General features: G+C 47.4%; 7 protein-coding genes. All 7 read right to left on the bottom strand.

Annotated elements, in window-relative coordinates; all coding sequences use genetic code 11:
- Positions 1 to 46: 46 nt before the first annotated feature.
- Positions 47 to 4,342 carry a non-ribosomal peptide synthetase gene (locus C7R91_RS04460; protein ID WP_047067192.1) on the bottom strand — a complete coding sequence of 1,432 codons (4,296 nt, stop codon included), beginning with the start codon at positions 4,340 to 4,342 and terminating at the stop codon, positions 47 to 49.
- A gap of 127 nt (positions 4,343 to 4,469) precedes the next feature.
- Entirely contained in the window at positions 4,470 to 5,654 is a 1,185-nt protein-coding gene (locus C7R91_RS04455) for a DegT/DnrJ/EryC1/StrS family aminotransferase (protein ID WP_047067191.1), read from the bottom strand.
- Entirely contained in the window at positions 5,651 to 6,592 is a 942-nt protein-coding gene (locus C7R91_RS04450; protein WP_047067190.1) for an ROK family protein, read from the bottom strand. The genes C7R91_RS04455 and C7R91_RS04450 overlap by 4 nt, the downstream gene beginning before the upstream one ends.
- Positions 6,589 to 7,692, bottom strand: coding sequence for a Gfo/Idh/MocA family protein (locus C7R91_RS04445; protein WP_047067186.1), 1,104 nt, complete (start codon positions 7,690 to 7,692; stop codon positions 6,589 to 6,591). The genes C7R91_RS04450 and C7R91_RS04445 overlap by 4 nt, the downstream gene beginning before the upstream one ends.
- A 107-nt stretch (positions 7,693 to 7,799) precedes the next feature.
- Positions 7,800 to 8,882 carry a hypothetical protein gene (locus C7R91_RS04440; RefSeq protein ID WP_047067185.1) on the bottom strand — a complete coding sequence of 361 codons (1,083 nt, stop codon included), beginning with the start codon at positions 8,880 to 8,882 and terminating at the stop codon, positions 7,800 to 7,802.
- Positions 8,883 to 8,905: 23 nt separating this feature from the next.
- Positions 8,906 to 13,603, bottom strand: coding sequence for a type I polyketide synthase (locus tag C7R91_RS04435; RefSeq protein ID WP_047067184.1), 4,698 nt, complete (start codon positions 13,601 to 13,603; stop codon positions 8,906 to 8,908).
- Complete coding sequence (locus C7R91_RS04430; protein WP_052773359.1) at positions 13,603 to 18,282, bottom strand: type I polyketide synthase; 4,680 nt, start codon at positions 18,280 to 18,282, stop codon at positions 13,603 to 13,605. Before C7R91_RS04430 ends, C7R91_RS04435 begins: the two co-directional genes overlap by 1 nt.
- Positions 18,283 to 18,286: the final 4 nt, after the last annotated feature.

The following is an 18,286-nucleotide window of genomic DNA, read 5'->3' as shown; positions in this document are numbered from 1 at the left end:
GCTCTCCTTTGACATCAGGATTAGAGGATCATCTTTTTCCTTCGTATCACCCGTTTTTGGGGGCAAGCGCTTCAAAGAATGAAGCCATCTCTTTAACGCCAGGATCTCTGAAAATGGAAAAGTGATCCCCCTCCATTTCATGTAGAATGACTGGACTATAAAAAAATGCGTTCCATTGCTTCTCTTCTATCGAAGATTCTTTCGCTTTGATCAAATGAGCCTGTGCAAAAACTTTTCGCTGCGGATGATAGTGGACATAGGCGTTCTGGAAGTCGATGAACAAATTTAAATAGCGGTAAAAGTCTACTTGACTACTCTGTGCATATGCTGGAATTGCTTGCAGAATCTCTTTGGGCATCAGGATTTCCAATGCTTCATACGTAAGGCTGTGAGCTTCCATGTACTGAGCAGTCTTTTTATACAAACCATATAGCGTCGATTCATTCTCCATCTGAAAAATCAGTTCAGGAGCAGACAATACTTGTGTAATCTGCTGTCTGAATGAGTCTACAACCGATGCATCTGGAATTTGGAGATGCTGGTGCAGCAGCGGTGAGGAAGAATCGATGAGAACAAGCATCTCCACCTCATCTCCTGTAGCTTCTAGCTGCTTCGTGATTTCAAATGCCAATAGGCCACCTAGACTCCAACCAGCTAAAAAGTAAGGGCCGTCGTTTTGGATTTTTTTCATTTTTTCCAGGTATTTCTTTGCTAGCCCCTCGATGGTGACATCTTGGCTACTTTCGCCATTGCCCATTTCTGCTGGAATGCCATAGCAGGTGAATCTGTCACCAAGGTGGTTTACAAGGTCAAAATAAGCGTCGATACTACCGCTAATGTCGTGAATGAAAAAGAGATTGGGAGCCTCCGTCGATCGTTTGTTGATTAAAACGAGGCCATGATCGCCATTAGCCGAGACAGGCAAAGATTCCAATTGAATGTAAGAAGCGATTTCTGCGATTGTTGGATGGGTGTAAACATGACTAACAGGAATGTCCACGTTCATCTCTTGGCGAATTTGGCTTGCAATCAAGATGATTTTCAGCGAGTTAGCCCCAACTGAGAACAGATTAGTTCGAATGCCAAGCTGATCGATACGCAATATCTTTTGACATATGTTTGTCAGCTTTATTTCTATGTCGCTAGTAGGCAGCCCATCTGTTGCTTGATCCACTTCAACAACGGGGGCAGGCAACCGTTTTCTGTTTACTTTTCCACTGGAGTTTAAGGGAATCTCCTCTATCGCCATAATCGCATCCGGTACCATGAAGCGTGGCAGTCTACTGGTTAGATAGCTCTTCAGCACATCGGAGTCCAACATGTTAGAAGACACATAATAAAGGCACAGCAGCTTCTCTTCTGCTTGGCTTATCATTATGGATGCAACGGCTGCCTCAATCTCTGGCAATTCGAGTAACACATTTTCAATTTCGCCCAATTCAATGCGCACGCCTCTGATTTTGACCTGCTCATCCTTTCGGCCCAAATACTCGATAGCTCCATCCGGCATCCAGCGAACCAAATCTCCGCTTCGATACATTCTGTTACCTGGATTCCACGGATCGTTGATAAATTTTTGCGCAGTGATCTCAGGTTGATTCAAATAACCTCTTCCCACTCCAACCCCTGAAATCATCAGCTCACCTGGAATGCCCATCGGCTGGAGGGTGTCTTCCTTGTCCACAATGTACAGACGGATATTGTCAATGGGTTTTCCGATCGGAATGATCGTTCGCGGTGGTTGTGTCCCATAGCCTTCGGAACAATCAAACCAAGAGACTTCAACGGTGGTTTCTGTCGGACCGTATAGATTGATGAGCCTTGTTCCGCTCCGCTCATGAATGATTCGATTGAATGTGTTGACTGCACTTGGGAGCAGGGCTTCTCCGCTCGCAAACATGAAGCGAAGACTGGACAGTCGCTCTGACTCCCGCTCCATGCGAGGCTCTACGTAGGAAAGAAAGCTGCTCAACATGGACGGAACAAAGTGCAACAGCGTGATTCGCTCACGAGCAATCGTTGCGAGAATGGCTTCGGGATATTTCTCCTTGCCCGGCTCCAGAAAGCAAACTCTCGCCCCTTGAAAATACCATCCAAAGAGTTCCCATAAGGAAACATCGAAGGTAAAAGGTGTCTTCTGCAAAAAGCAGTCATCTTCTGTAATGAGAAACTGCTTATGCATCCAGTCTAGTCTGTTAATTACTGAGCGGTGCTCAATCATGACTCCTTTTGGAGTGCCGGTGGAACCAGAAGTATACATAATATAAGCTAGATCAGTTGGACTGCTTCTCGGTATAAGATTGGAATCATCACCTAAATACAGTGCAGGGTTCTGAACATTTAGGTACATCTTCTCTTTTGGGTGGCTGCCTTCCAAAGTGTCTTGATTGACAAGCACGACCTTGGCCTGGCTGTCCTCTAGCATAAAGTGCACGCGATCTTGCGGATAGTCCGGGCTAATCGGCAGGTACGCACCACCTGCTTTCAAAATCGCCAGAAGGGCTACCATCATGTCAATAGACCTCTCCAGCATTACGCCTACCGTTACACCGGGGCCAACGCCCCTTTCCACAAGCACTCTCGCTAGTTGGTTGGTTTTCCTGTTCAGTTCCCGATACGTAAGCGATTGATCGGCACAAACAACCGCAATATTGTCTGCGTATGTTTGGACCTTATGTTCGAAGATCGCTTGCAGTGTTTGTTCGGTGGAAAAATCGGAAATCTTCCTGTTGAAGTGATGCAAAATTTTGTCTTTCTCGTCCTCTGTCAACAGGCTAAACTCCCCTATTCTGCGTTCAGGTTCCGACAGGATTGCTTGAAGCAGACCGATGAAGTGTTCGCCCATTCGCTGCATTGTGCTTGGATCAAACAATTCCATGTTGTATTCCATGTTTAAGCAGATTCTTCCGGAATCGAGAAAGTAGACTCCGCAGGCAATATCTTGCCTGTTTCCACTAAGCAACGTATCTCCCTCCCCTCCAATGATGGATTCCGTGACCGAGTCCATTTCGGTATGGATGTTCATCGAGACACGGTACAAGGGATGATCCGTCTTGGAGAGAAGATGCTGTCGGCAAATGATTTCTTCCATTTCATCGATGTCGCATTCCTGATGTTCAAGGGCGCTGATCCAGATTTTCTTCACCTGCTGTAAATATTCAGGCAATGTTTGTTCCGACGTAATTTGGAAGCGAATCGGAACAGTTCGAATAAACACACCGATACTGTTCTCGAGTCCGCTGTATCTGCGCGACGATAGAATGCCCATGGTGATGTCACTTTGAGCGGTGTATTTGGAAAGAAGGAGCCCATAGATTGCTGTCAACAAAATACTTGGCGTGACTTGATACTGTTTGGCGACGTTCTGAATAGCCTTTGCAGTCGATTCATCTAGGAAGAAGTTTTTGTTTCCATAGGTAGCTATCAGACCATTGCTACGGGGACGGTCTAGCGGGAGGTTCAAAACTGGCAGATCGTCGGCAAACATATCCAGCCAGAAAGCTTTCTTTTCTTCGTAGGCTTCCGTGTGCTCGAGTTCGGTTTGCCATACGCAGTAATCGGCATATTGCAGATGGAGCTGAGGCAACAACCTTCCTTGGCTGATGCAATCCAACTCGTGATACACCAGTTTCAGGGAAAACGCATCAAAAATAATATGATGAAAATGAAGAATCAATAAACTTCCTTCTCCCGGCAGACGAATAAGACCAACACGAAAGAGTGGAAGCTGGTCAAGTGTGTAAGGCTGATTGATTTCTGCCACGCACTTTTGAATAAACTCCTCCTGCAACTCTTTTTCCCCAGGAGCTTCCCAGTAGAAAAGGCGAAATTTATCCGATTCTGATTCATCGTGAACAAACTGAACGATGGCATCATCCTTGATCCCAACCGTGGTACGCAGCAATTTATGCCGTTTGATTATGTATTGAAAAGCCCTCTCAAGTACATAAGGATCAATTTCATACGATAGTCTTCGAAAATCGAGAACGGCATTCTCAAGTCCGTCGAAGTAAGCCAAGTACATCTTTTTTTGTATCCAGGAAACAGGGTAATAAGGTCTGTCTGGGACAGGTTTTATTAATGAAAACTTGTTTTCCTGTGAATTGCGGATATATTCAGCCAGCTCCTTGATCGTAAGGTAGCTAAAGATATTTTCCAAAGAGATTTCGATATCAAATTCGACACCAATTCGGACCTCAAGCTCCAACGCTTTTAGTGAGTGGCCACCCACTTCAAAAAAATTGTCCTGAATGCCTACATCATTTAGTTGGAGAACATCTATCCAAATCGCTTTTAGTTTTTCTTCAACATCGTCAAGCTTTGTCTGGGTGGTTCCGTTCATCGTCCGCATTTCCTCCTTTTGGAGCTGGATAAAGAAGGAACGGGTCCAGAGTCAATAGCTCCAGTACCCGTTCTCCCAACACATCAGCTATCGTCAAACCATCAGGCACAGCATGCAAATGCAACTGCTATGATATCTTTGCTTCTGCACCGGCTTGCAGTTCCTTAACAGTTTGGGCGATACCCTTTACTGATTCTGCATCACCCAACAGTGCGCGATGATGAATCCAGATCACTTCTTCCGCTACTTTTTTAGAAACAGGGCAGTTCAACTGATTAGGGAAAGTATAGGTATCCCCCAGACTGGCGACGAATTCTTTGAAGATTGGCGTATCGTGAATCTGCGTATATGCAATAAAGGCTGGAATGCCTTGCTCGTTCAGCATTTCAACAAACCGCTCTCTTTGGATCCCGCCGAATTTTAGAGGATTGTAGTAGAACATGTACATGTAGTGCGTATGGATCGTGCACTCTTCTTGACGGCTTTGTGGAATGATTCCTTCGATCTTTTTCATTTCCTCATCAAGAATGAGAGCATTGCGCTCGCGAAGCTCGTTTTGTTCAGTGAGACGGGAGGTTTGCGGCAACAAGACAGCTGCTTGGAACTCTGAAAGCCGATAATTGGAGCCTTCGACAAGGTGCTGATATTTCTTATCTCCAAAAGGTCGGCCGACATTGTGATACAGAAAAGCCTGTTCATACAGATCCTGTGATTTGGTGGTCAGCGCGCCGCCTTCCCCTGCCGTCATCAATTTAAACTGCTGGAAACTGAAAACCCCAGCATCTCCTATGCTACCTGCTCGTTTTCCCTTCCATTCTCCACCGTGTGCATGGCAAGCGTCTTCGATAATAAACAGGTGAAACTCATCAGCAATCTGCTGGAGTTGGTCCATATCGCACATATGTCCTGCCATATGCACCGGAATCATCCCTACTGTACGACTAGTCACAGCTTCCCGAACTTTTTCTGGATCGAGGCAGAAAGTACCGGGATCGACGTCCACAGGGACAGGAATCGCCCCAAGGCTTATCACAGGCAATGCGGTCGAGATAAAGGTAAAGGCGGGAACAATCACTTCATCCCCCGGTTTTACTCCCAAGCTCGACATAAGCAGCTGGATCGCGTGTGTACCGTTTGTAACGGCCAAAGCATGCTTCGTTTGATGCATCTCGGCGAACACTCGTTCAAATTCTTTTACTTTAGTGCCAGACATGCGCCACCACTGATGACTGCGTAAGGCTTCCAACAATTCTTTTTCTTCGCTTTCATTCGCCATCGGCCAGCTTGGGAATCTTTCTGTCAGGTTACTCATTTGCGAACACCTTCCAATTCTTCGATTTTTCCAAACATTCGTAAACCGTAAGCAATACCGCCCCAAAGCGCCGCATCCTCTCCCAGGGCGGAAAGTTTTACGCTGACATTCCGTTGCGGCAGGGTCCCCAGGAAATCTTGAATGTGTTTCTCAAGGGATCGATAATGGTCAGGGAATCTGCTCGCCATGCCGCCTCCCATGACCACCACTTCGGGGTCAAAGAGACGTATAGCGTTTGAAATACCAATAGCCAACATTCGAAGGGAATCGGTTACAATCCACTGGGCAGTTTCATTTCCTTGAGAGGCTAAATGAAACACTTCGCTCGCTCTCGTAATAGACAGTCCTTTGGATTGAGCTATTCGTTCCATCGCCCTGCCAGATGCGTACATTTGCAAGCAGCCGATACCTCCGCAAGGACAGCGCTCTCCCCAAGGATCAACCGTTATATGGCCCAACTCGCCGCTTGCTCCTCTTGCCCCCGTATACAAATTTCCCTGTAAGACCAGCGAGCTGCCGATCCCTGTCCCAACTACTACATACAGAAGTTGTTGAACCGAGTGATCGAGTCCAAATGCGTATTCTCCCAAGGCTCCAAGATTGGCATCATCAAACAGCACGATAGGCTTGCCCACCAAGGCTGCGAACGTATCACGAAAAGCAAAGCCATTCCATTCGGGACGATTCGGCCAGGTGACAATCGTTCCTGAGGCATCATGCAACGCAGCGAGTCCAGCTACAATGCCGCGGATTTCTCTTTGCGCCAGCTGTTCCCAATTGCTGATTACACCAGCCATTTGCGAAATCGCTTGAAGCGGACCCGTGTCCTTATCCAAATCGATCCTCATGGATTCCATCATCGTTGCACTCTCGAGATCAACGAGAGCCATTCTTACTGTGGAGCCTCCAAGATCAATCGTAACGAGGCATTCTCTCATGTGACAACAAGTCCTTTACGAGCAGATTGATAGAGAAGCTGGATCAGCTGAACGACTTTTTCCCCGTCCCTTACCGAGATGCCTGGTTGACTTTTTTCTCTGATACACGCCACAAGATGATCAGCCTGGCGCTTAAAAGCGAGGAGCGGATCTGGTTTCGTAGGGAAAGGTATATACTGCGCTTCTTGACCAGCTTGAGTGAACAGCAGATGTGGCTGCTTGTACAATCCCTGATCGCTAAAGCCGAACAGGGTACGTAAAGTCAGGCTTCCCCGCTCGCCTTTCAGATGAATCTCCACAAAATCCCCGTCCATATCATCTTGCCAACTTACATGAAGCTTGCCGAGCACGCCGTTGGCAAACTGAATCATGCCTACTGCAGTATCTTCCACCTCAACCTTTTCTGATTCAAAACTGCCCAGCCAATTGCTATACCCCTCCTGAGTGGAAACAGGGCGAGAATAAATACTCGCCAAGCAAGCAACTGGCTCATCGGCTTCTGTCAAATAAAGCAACTGGTCAATCATATGGCTGCCCAGATCAATGAGGACTCCGCCTCCGGAAAGTTGTTTTTGGGTAAACCAGCTACCCGGACGGGGTATTCCTTTCTTTCGACGCCAACTGACTTCACAGATTTGAATCTTGCCGATCTGTCCAGACCGAATTCTTGACCGCAACTCCTGAATATCGTCACGGTAACGATTCACGAACCCCATCAACAAAACAGTTCCGGTTCCCTGCGCAATGTGGCGCAGAGCTACAGCGTCTTCTGCTGTCGTCGTCATCGGCTTTTCACATAAGACATGGATTCCTCTTTCCAAGAAGAATTTCGTCAATTCGAAATGAGTATGATTGGGGGTACATAAAATCACCGCATCCAAAGGAACTTGTCCGATCTCACTAAGACTGGAACACGCCATTGCGCCTGTTTGTTTCGCCAAACGGCCAGCGCGAGTTGCATCTGTATCGTAAATCGCTTGAACTGACACGTTATCCATCGACATAAAGCTGGGGAGATGTGCGTATTCTGCGATCCAACCCGCTCCAATAATCCCTATGGAAATCTGACTCTTTTGGGCCAAAGCATTCATCCTTTTCATTTGTCGTATGTTCCTGCTCTTGACTCATTCGGTTCTAAGAAACAATTACCCTTCACGTTTTTTTCATTTTTATCAAAATTTACCACATCACTACTTGGTACTACGGATTATGTCAACAGTTCAAGCGTGAATGAAGTCACCCTTTTTTCTTTTTCGCACATGCCCATAAGTAGTTCTCGTAACGACTCCATTTCGCTCTGGTGCGATTGGTTGGCGCCCCTGCTGTAATAGGACTTGTAATATAGTTTAATAAGCGTGTTTCCATATAGCTCCCAATCATGACACAGTTTTTTATATTCGCTGGTCAACCGGTCGAATGCAGTCTCATTCACCCAGTTATTTTTATACAGAATCAGAGGCAAATGAATGGTAGACTTGCGAAAGAAATACGGATTTTTGATCGCCACGGCCTTACGCTGAAAATTCGGAAGGGATATCCCTAGCAATCTTTGCTCGATGCTATCTGCAAATCGCTTGATGGCTGACAGCCCATACCCTGTATAAATTGGTGAATTTTCTGAATGTATTCCCTTGATTTGGGTGCGCTCTTCCAGAAGGAGAGAATGGAGATTCCCTTTTATCAGCTCTTTTGTACATCTGGAAAAAAATTGTTGCTCTTCTTGCTCTTTGATTCGCGTCACTAAGAGAGACGGGGCCTGCGCAGATGCAAAGGCCCGATCAAAACTATCGTAGGGAAGCATGTATTTCTCCATTTTACTTGGCTGCATGCAATCCTCGATCAATAGATATGATTTCGTCTCTTCGTTGTAACCATAAACAAAAGCAGGGTGAACGATATGCTGTTTTTCCGAGTCTACACCGGAGGGATAATAAAAGCGGTCCAAATCCACAAATACATAATAGCCGTTTCGTAAAAATTCCTTGATGGCGGGATGACCACTTTCTTCTTTTGCAAAGGAATAGGTTTGGAAATCCAAAACGGAAGAAAGATCTAACACGCGAACAACATCTAGCAGCAGCATTCCTTCTTCTTGTGCTTGACTTTTGTTTTCCGTCGCTTCATCCCTATCGTCTTCTTCCAGCGAATGTAACTGATACTTTGTTTCTGCTAAGCATGGGGTATACTCGAAATTTTTATCGTGGTTCATCAGGATCGAGATCAAATTGTTATTGACGCAATTTATCCATGTTCCATTAAAGGGCTCTACCGGGAGTGAAAACGCTTCCAAGAATCTACACCTCCACGCTCATCCTAGAACGGCTCACTCATCTCTCTGATGAACTGGTCCGCTTCGTCCGCTGTTATTTTTCCTTGCTCCAAATCATTCATGATTTGTTCAATCGTCATGTTCCGTTTTACCGGAGTAGCTCTTTTTCTCTCAAGATAGGCAGCCATATCATGTACGGTCGGATAGGAGAAAATATCGGAGATCATAAACACACCAGGATAGGCTGCATCCAATTCCTTTTGGAGCCTGACCGCAAGCAGTGAATTTCCGCCCAAATCTTCGAAGTTGGCAAAGATGCTGATCTCCTCAAGACCGAGTACTTTTGCCAAGATGAGCCCGATTTCCTGATCCCACTTCGTTATCTCCTGATGATCAGCTTCTTTTATGATCGCCGTTTCTCGGATAGACGAGTGTTCAAGTGTGCTGCTACTGCCAAGTGCGCGATTGATTGCTTTCTCGATACTCTCCGCTAGCACATAATCTTTTGCCAAGCTGTGTCCAATCGTTTCCTTTGTGAGTTTTGGCTTCAGTTGACCGACGATGACCTGGCAAAGGTCTGCTTCCAAAAGCTCTGTGAAGATCGCCGCTCCCTGACTTGGCGAGATGCTCTCGAAAAGGTTGTACTGATTGTCTGTATCGTACGCTTGACCCATCCCAACATCTCGCCACAGAGGCCAATTGATGGTAAGCGCTTTTCTCCCTGTTTGACGCATATAGGCCGCATACAGATCCATGTAAGTGTTTGCCGCCACGTAATCACTTTGACCGATGCCGCCTGTCAACGTATGCATGCTGGAAAACATCACAAAGAAATCGAGATTGTCTTCCCGTGTGATTCGCTCCAATATCCAGGTGCCCCTCACCTTCGCTGCCATAACTTCCCGGATGCGGCTCTCTGGTTTGCGCACGAGCAATCCTTCCCCTGCTACCCCAGCACAATGGATCACGCCATGGATGGCTCCGGACTCTTTGCGGATTTTCTCAATCAGTTGACGCATCTGGCCCTCTTCGCTAATATCTGCTGAATGAATCTGCACGATCGCGCCGTTTTTCTCCATCTCGTGGATAGAGGCGATCTGTTGGATCCTTCTCTGATCTTCCCCCTTAGATACGATGTCTGCCCACATGTCTCGCACAGGCAATCCTTGCCGACTGATCAGGTGGATTTTCGCAGGACTCAAACGGCTAATCTGTTTGCCGATTTCCAAACCCAATCCTCCGGTCCCACCCGTAATCACATATACGCCGCCTGCTTTGACCACTGGCTTCTCGCCTGTGGCTGCCAACGTCGTTTCTTTCAATCGCTCCACATACCGTTTGTTGTTGCGATAGGCAACTTGGTACGGGGCATCTGTGACCGCAAACTCTTCGATGATCAATTTCGGATCGGTATAAGCATCGATATCAATGAACCGGATACGTACATGAGGGAATTCTTCTCGTGCTACTTTGCCAAGGCCCAGCAAGCATCCATGCTCTGGGTGAAGGGGCATCTCGTCTCCCGTTACTCGGTTGCCCTGATCGCACACGAGGATGATTTCTAACTCTTCACTAGCAGAATGAGCAAAGAGACTGTCAAGCAAGTAATACAGACTGGAATAGCCTCTTTCCTCCGCCTTGCTGAGTCCGTCAACATCCTGAATCTCCGTTTCCGTCATGCTCATCAAATGGATAATTTTCTTAATCTTTTTCGCCTGCCATTGCGGCCACAAGCAATGATAGTCTTCACGATCCTTGGCTTGGGTGTAAGCGATCTCGCTCAGTTCTCCATAAATGTCGCGTAGATGCTCCTGAAGTCGCTCGGCAATCTCTCCCTCCCCTTTGAACACTGCCACGGCCTCGTCAAACACAGTCTGCTGCTTTTCACGTGATGAAGATGGTGCCTCCTGGAGAATCCAATCCTTTTCGTAATAGCTCGCCCTGGTTATCTGGCCATTCACCTGCTTGATGGTATATCCAACAATTTCAGCGAGTACCTCTCCATCGGCATTCAAAATATCGATGTCAAAAGTTGCTGTTTGGTTTCCTTCTCCCTGCGAGCGCCTTTTTACATAACTGTAAATAGCAGGAGGAATAGGGGCGTGAACCCGAATCTCCTGATAGTAAAAAGGCAGATACAGAAGGTCATCCATGCTGCGTATCGCGATATTGACTGCATTGTCCATCATAGCTGGATGATAGTGGTAGTGAACCGTTTCTTCACGATAGGAATCAGCGAGTTGGATCGCAACCAAACATTCCGTGGCTCCTATTCGAAGCCCTTTGATATTGTTCCAGTGTGGTCCTGTCGTAATAAAGCCACCGCTCGGCTGCAGGTCAGTTGTGTTGGAAGCAAACGTACTTTGCAATGCCAGCAGGTCTACGCGTTTTTGCTCCTGCGTGGAACGGCACAGTTTACCCTCCGCATGCTTGCGCCAGGAGCCATCTGCCTGATCCTTACTGGCGATATAGAAGTGATTTTCGTCGCCCTCTTTTTTTACCGTGATTTGCAGTTCATGGCTCTCCTCTTCCTGAAGCGAAAAGGGCTGCAAAAAGGCGAGATCCTTGATGACAGTGAGACCGCCTTGTTGTCTGCCAACTTCGAGCAGCATCTCAATATACGCTGTGCCGGGCAGGACATACTCACTACCCACCATGTGCTCGTGGAAGACCCAGTCTGTTGTAACGGAAAACGCTGTCGTATACACCGTCTGCTCGATAGTGTCGCAAGTATATCCGCGAAACAGTGGGTGTCCTAATGCTTGTTGAACGGTCTGCCGATATCCTTGATTGCTGCTTTCTACCCAGCAACGAGTTTTATGAAACGGATAGACGGGGAGACTTAGGCGATTGCACATGGACGGGTCGTATAATTGCTTCCATTCAATAGCTGCTCCCAAAACATATAGCTCGCCCAAAGAGAGATAGAAGGACATTTCTTTTCCTCGAGTAGCCTTAGAAGTGAGCAATTCTCTAGCTTGCAAGGACAACTCCTGCTTTTCTCGTTCTGTCCATTTCTTCTTCAGGTCGTGTGGTTGATCGGCTGATGATCCTCTGCTGACAACCACTTCGTGAATCTGGTACAATACCTGCTCACCAGAGGCAAGACCATGTCTCTTCAGATATTCCAGCTTGCTCAGCAGATCGTCGTAACCTGTGAAGATGATCATCAATCGATGGTTGTAATGGCCGCGTCCCGTGCTCGCTGTGTAGCACAGGTCCTGCAAATCAATTTGCTTGTTCTTGTATAAATAAGCGACATAGTCTGCCACCAGCTTGGATAGTACCTGCTCATCTTTTCCAGATAGCGGAAGAAAATAGAGAGAGGGCTCGGCCTTTTTCGTGTACAGCTGAACTTCTGGAGCCTCTCCCACTACCATATGGCAATTGGTTCCGCTAAAGCCAAATGAACTGATACCCGCGATTCGCTGTCCTCCCGAAGTTGTCCAATCCCGGAGACGATCATTCACATAGACGGGCGAAGCAAAGAAATCAATAAAAGGATTCGCCTCCAGAAAGTTGATGCTCGCCGGAATTTTGCGGTGGCGCATAGCCAGCAACACTTTTAGCAAGGATGCTAGCCCTGATGCTCCGACCGTATGTCCGATGTTCGTCTTAACCGTTCCAATGGCACAAAACTGCTTTTTCTTTGTATAGCGGGAAAAAGCTTTGACAAGACCATCAATCTCGATCGAATCTCCCAATTGGGTTCCAGTTCCATGCGCTTCGATGTAGGAAATCGCTTCGCCATCGATGCCCGCCTCCTGCCATGCTCGACAAATGACTTCTTCCTGCGCACGAGCATTAGGTGCCGTGATCCCGTCTGATGTTCCATCGTTGTTTACTGCGCTTCCCTTAATCACGCCGTAGATATGGTCTCGATCCCGAATTGCATGCTGAAGAGGCTTGAGGATGACGGCACCCACCCCTTCTCCCCAAACTGTTCCATTCGCCTGTTTGTCAAATGTGCGGATCAGATAATCTTCCGACTCGACTAGACCAAGCATCGGATTTTTGATTGGGCTGTAATTGATGTGAATCCCACCTGCGATCGCCATGTCGCAAACGCCAGATAGAATGGCTCGGCACGCTTCATGGACGGCAACCAGTCCAGACGAGCATGAAGTATCGATGACAAGGCTGGGACCCTTTAAATTAAACCAATAGGAAATTCGACTAGACAGAATGGCTGACCATGTGCCGGATAGCAACAAAGGATCTTTTTCCGCCGCATTGTCTCGATACCATTGTCCCCAGGTATGATCCGTACCGATATATACACCTGTATTCGTCCCGCTGATGTCTTTGTAATAGTATCCGGCGTCTTCCAGGGCTTGATAGGAAGTTTCCAACATCAATCTTTGCATCGGGTCCATGAATTTTGCTTCCACAGGAGAGATTTGGAAAAAAGTAGGGTCAAACTGATCAATCTGATCCAGATACCCGCCCTTAAAGAACCATTGATTTTTTTCCACTTGCCCCAATAGACGTTCATCGATACAATCCCGAACGCGTGAATCGGGAAACTCATCGATGCAATTTTGCTGATGCTTCAGTTGCTCCCAAAAGTGAGCCAGGTCCTCGCCTTTCGGAAATTTTCCTGCCATGCCGACAATGGCAATTTCTTTGTCGATCATCGGCTCTGTAAGCTTCTGACACTGCTCCAATAGCGCTGCTGCATCTGTCGGATTCATTTTTTTGGTAGCGACTAGTTCAAAAATAAGTTTTTCTACTGCCGTCATTACACACCTCCTCCCTTATTTTTGTAGGCATCAAGTGCTTCGTGTACGGATATTTCTTGACTGGCTAATCGCTGCAACAAATCTAGTGTCGTTGCTGCACTGACAGTGCCGTCATTGAGTTGCTGGTGCTTTTTCTCTATGTAATCCGCCATTTCCGAGATCGTCGAATAAGTGAACACATCTGAGATATTCAAGATCGGTCCGTATTTTTCTTCCAAGAGCCTGAATAGATAGACAGCCAGGATAGAATTGCCTCCCAGACTGTTAAATTTGGCAGAAAGGCGAATTTCTTTGACACCGAGAACTTGTGCCCAAATCATGGCGACTTCTCTTTCTGTAGCGGACAAGGCAGATTCATCTTTATCCAAGATGTGTAGATGTTCTTTCTGAGCAGGGCGATCCGCTTTTTCCTCTCGCGGAGATTCCAACTGCGTTCGTAAAAAGCTCGCCAACTGGTCGCTTAACACATAATCATGCCCCAAGCTGTGTCCAATGGCTTCCTTGGTGAGTCGGCGTTTCAGTTGACCGACAATAACCTGATTTTGGTCTGTATGCAATAGCTCTGTGAAAATCGTTGCTCCCTGTCTTGGCGCAAGGCTCACGAACGGGCTATGTCGATTGTCCACCTCGTACGCTTTCCCCATTCCAACGTCTCGCCACAGTGGCCAGTTGATGGTAAGAGACTTTCTGCCTCTTTGCCGCATGGAGGCTGCATACATGTCCAAGTAACTGTTTGCCGCCACATAATCGCTCTGTCCAGCGCCGCCTGTCACCGTGTTCATGCTGGAAAACATCACAAAGAAATCAAGGTCGTCATCTTTTGTGAGCTGATCCAATATCCAGGTGCCGCTCACTTTGGCCGCCATGACTTCCCGGATGCGGCTTTCTGGCTTGCGAACGAGCAGTCCTTCTCCCGCCACTCCCGCACAATGGATCACTCCGTGGATAGCTCCAGAATCAGAGCGGATTTTTCCGATCACTTGGCGCATCTGGCTCTCTTGACTGATATCTGCTGCATGAATCTGAACACTCGCGCCGTTACTCTCCATTTCGCGGATGGCAGCGATCTGCTCAATTTGTCTTAGCTCTCCTCCGTTGGTTACGATGTCCTCCCACATCTCTCGGACTGGCAATCCTTGTCTGCTGATCAGGTGGATGTTTACCTGATTTAGACGGCTGAGCTGCTTGCCGATTTCCAGGCCTAATCCCCCGGTCCCGCCAGTAATCATATACACACCGCCAGATTTAATAACGGGTTCTTCGCTTGTTACTTCCAGCGTCGTTTCCTTTAATCGTTCCACATATCGCTTGTTGTTGCGGTAGGCTACTTGATACGGAGCATCTGCTACAGCAAACTCTTCGACGATCAAATTTGGATCGGTATATGCATCGATATCGATAAAACGGATACGGACATGAGGGAATTCTTCCCGCCCTACTTTACCAAGGCCCAGCAAACACCCATGTTCGGGACGGAGGGTCGTTTCGTCCCCCGTAACACGATTGCCATGATCGCACACGAGGATGATTTCCAGCTCTTCACCAGAAGAATGAACAAAGAGACTGTCAAGCAAGTAATACAGACTGTAAAAGCCTCTTTCTTCCGCTTCGTTGAGTCCCCCTACATTCTGAATCCCCGTTTCCGTCATGCTCATGAAATGGATGACTTTTTTAATTTTTTTTGCCTGCCATTGCGACCACAAGCGGTGATAATCCTCACGATCCTTGACTTGGCCAATTGCATCCCCGTAGGCGACTTCAACGATTTCTTCATAGACATTGTTCAGACACTTCCGAAGCCGCTCGGCAAGCTCTCCTTTTCCTCTGAACACTGCCACTGTCTCGCCAGAAGCGGCTTGCTGCTTTTCATCGGATGCGGTTGGAGCTTCCTTGCAAATCCACTCCTTTTCGTAATAGCTCGCTGTAGTCATCTGGGCATCTACCTGCTTAATGGTATACCCTTCAATTTCAACGAGCACCTCGCCATCGGGATTCAATATGTCGATGTCAAATGTTGCCGTTTGGTTTCCTTCCCCTTGTGGTCGCCTTTTCACATAGCTGTAAATTTCAGGTGGTATAGGGGCATAGACCCGAATCTCCTGATAGTAAAAAGGCAGATACAAATGAGCATTGATGCTCCGTATCGCGATATTGGCGGCATTGTCCAGCATGGCCGGATGATAGTGGAAATAAGCCGTTTCTTCGCGATAGGAATCTGCGAGTTGAATGGAAACTAGACATTCCGTCTCGCCCATTTGCAGCTCCTTCATATTGTTCCAGCGTGCTCCTGTAGTAATATAGCCCCCGCTCGATTCCACATCGGTTGTGCTGGGAGCCGCATGGAACGTCCTTTGCAGAGCAGACAGGTCTAAGCGCTTTTGCTCACGCGTCGAGCGGCACAGTTTTCCTTCCGCATGCTGGCGCCAGGAGCCATCTGTCTGATCCTTGCTAGCGATAGAGAAGTGATTTTCGTCGCCTTCTTTTTTCATCGTGATTTGCAGTTCATGACTCTCAGATTGCTGAAGTGAAAAAGGCTGCAAAAAAGCAAGGTCCTTGATGACAGTGAACTCGCCTTGCTGTCTTCCTACCTCTAGCAGCATCTCGATGTACGCCGTGCCAGGCAATACATATTCGTTTCCGACCATGTGCTCGTTCAGGACCCAGTCATCTTTGACTGACAATCCGACTACATAAGTAACTTGATCAGAAGTATTTTCACCCAAACTTGTGAGCAATGGATGCTGGGACTTCGGTGAGCTTAGTAGCTTGTTATCCGCATAATCCTCCTGATTAATCCAGCAACGAATTTTCTGAAACGGATAGACCGGCAAACTTAATCGGTTGCACGAGGTCCCGTCAAATAAACGATCCCATTGGATTGCGGCCCCCGCTACGTATAGCTCACCCAAGGACAGATAGGAAGACAAATCTTTATCTGAAGCGTCGTGAACCGCTGCTGTAACGTTGCCACTCTCCCCTTCATGAACCTGGTACAACACCTGCTCCCCCGATGCAAGGCCGTGTCTTTTCAGATGCTCCAGCTTACGTATCAGATCGTCGTGGTCTGTAAAAATGATCGCCAATCGATGGCTGTAATGACCTCGTCCCGTGCTCGCCGTGTAGCAAAGGTCCTCTAGATCAACTTGGTGGTTTTGGTATAAATAAGCGGTATATTCCGCAACTAGCCTTGTTAGCACCTGTTCTTCCTTGGCAGATAACGGTAACAAATAGAGTGACGCTCCGTTTTTTTGCTTAAAAGGTGCGGGCGGGGCCTCTTGCAATACCATGTGGCAATTGGTCCCGCTTAATCCGAATGAACTGATGCCAGCCGTTCGGGGTCCTCCAGAAGGCGTCCACTCTCGTAGCTGGTCGTTCACATAGACAGCCGACGAGCTAAAATCTATATTTTTATTTGGCTTGTTAAAATGGAGAGAAGGGAACAGCTTTTGGCTTTTCATGGAATAGATGACTTTTACTAAACCGGCAATCCCGGCCGCATGATCGAGATGACCAATATTGGTCTTAATGGAACCGATGGCGCAAAACTGTTTTTTCTTTGTATAGCGGGAAAAAGCACGTGTAATTCCCTCTATTTCAATCGGATCGCCTAGCCTCGTTCCCGTTCCATGTGCTTCGATATAGGTGATGGTCTCAGGGTCGATTCCAGCATCTTCCCATGCCTGGCAGATGACTTCCTCCTGCGCTTGGGAATTGGGGGCGGTGATGCCGATCGAATTGCCGTCCTGGTTGATTGCGCTGCCTTTGATGATGGCATGTATATGGTCCCGGTCCTCTAAAGCTTTTTTCAGCGGTTTTAGTAGAACGACACCCATTCCCTCGCCTTTTCCGGTTCCATTGGAGCTCTCATCGAATGTTTTGGTTCTTTCATCAGATGATTCAATTCCGATTTTTACATGCTCGTGGCTTTTCAGCGGGAACAAATTCAGCTTGATCCCCCCTGCCAATGCCAAGTCACAAGACCCTTCGATGAGTTGGCGGCAAGCAAAATGAATCGCGACGAGAGAGGAAGAGCACGCCGTGTCGATGGCGATGGCTGGCCCCTTCAAATCCAACAGGTAAGAAATCCGGCTGGCGATAATTGATTGGATATTGCCAGGAATTGCGATGCCCATAGCTTCCGGTGCTAGGAGCTGAATCCCCGTCTTATACACTTCGCCAAAATCCGTGCTATAGCCAATAAATACACCTGTCTTGCTTCCTGCTAACTTCAAGCCTCCGTAGCCAGCTTCTTCGATTGCTTCCCAAGCCAATTGCAAAAACAAGCGTTGATTCGGGTCCATTAAGCTGGCTTCTCGTGGGGATATCTGGAAAAAACCGGGATCAAATTGATCAATCTCTGATAAATATCCCACGCGGTCAAAACGGGCTTTTTCTTTTTCAACCTGAAGCATCGGGAGGAAAAGGGCGGCATTTTCTCTCCGGTTTGCCGGAATATCCTGGATGGAGTCTATACCCAAGTGGAGAAGCTTTTCCATCCCGGAAACAGTGTCAGCATGACCTAACCGAGAAGCGATTCCCACAATGGCAATATCTTTTTCTACTTCCTTTTGCTGATCCTGTCGCAAATAATGAATGAGGTGGGCGGCAATGTTTTTATCTAATTGGCCAGAGCCGACATGCTTCAGGATATAGGAGTACATCTCTTCTTTTTTTGCCATAAGC

Source organism: Brevibacillus formosus (assembly GCF_003013405.1).
GTDB lineage: Bacteria > Bacillota > Bacilli > Brevibacillales > Brevibacillaceae > Brevibacillus > Brevibacillus formosus.
This window is presented reverse-complemented; position numbering and strand designations above follow the sequence as displayed.

What these genes read in the sequence shown, in the direction of transcription:
- C7R91_RS04455 (WP_047067191.1), bottom strand. Translation starts at nt 5,654, where the DNA reads ATGAGTAACCTGACAGAAAGATTCCCAAGCTGGCCGATGGCGAATGAA.
- C7R91_RS04460 (WP_047067192.1), bottom strand. Translation starts at nt 4,342, where the DNA reads ATGAACGGAACCACCCAGACAAAGCTTGACGATGTTGAAGAAAAACTA.
- C7R91_RS04430 (WP_052773359.1), bottom strand. Translation starts at nt 18,282, where the DNA reads ATGGCAAAAAAAGAAGAGATGTACTCCTATATCCTGAAGCATGTCGGC.
- C7R91_RS04450 (WP_047067190.1), bottom strand. Translation starts at nt 6,592, where the DNA reads ATGAGAGAATGCCTCGTTACGATTGATCTTGGAGGCTCCACAGTAAGA.
- C7R91_RS04435 (WP_047067184.1), bottom strand. Translation starts at nt 13,603, where the DNA reads ATGACGGCAGTAGAAAAACTTATTTTTGAACTAGTCGCTACCAAAAAA.
- C7R91_RS04445 (WP_047067186.1), bottom strand. Translation starts at nt 7,692, where the DNA reads ATGAAAAGGATGAATGCTTTGGCCCAAAAGAGTCAGATTTCCATAGGG.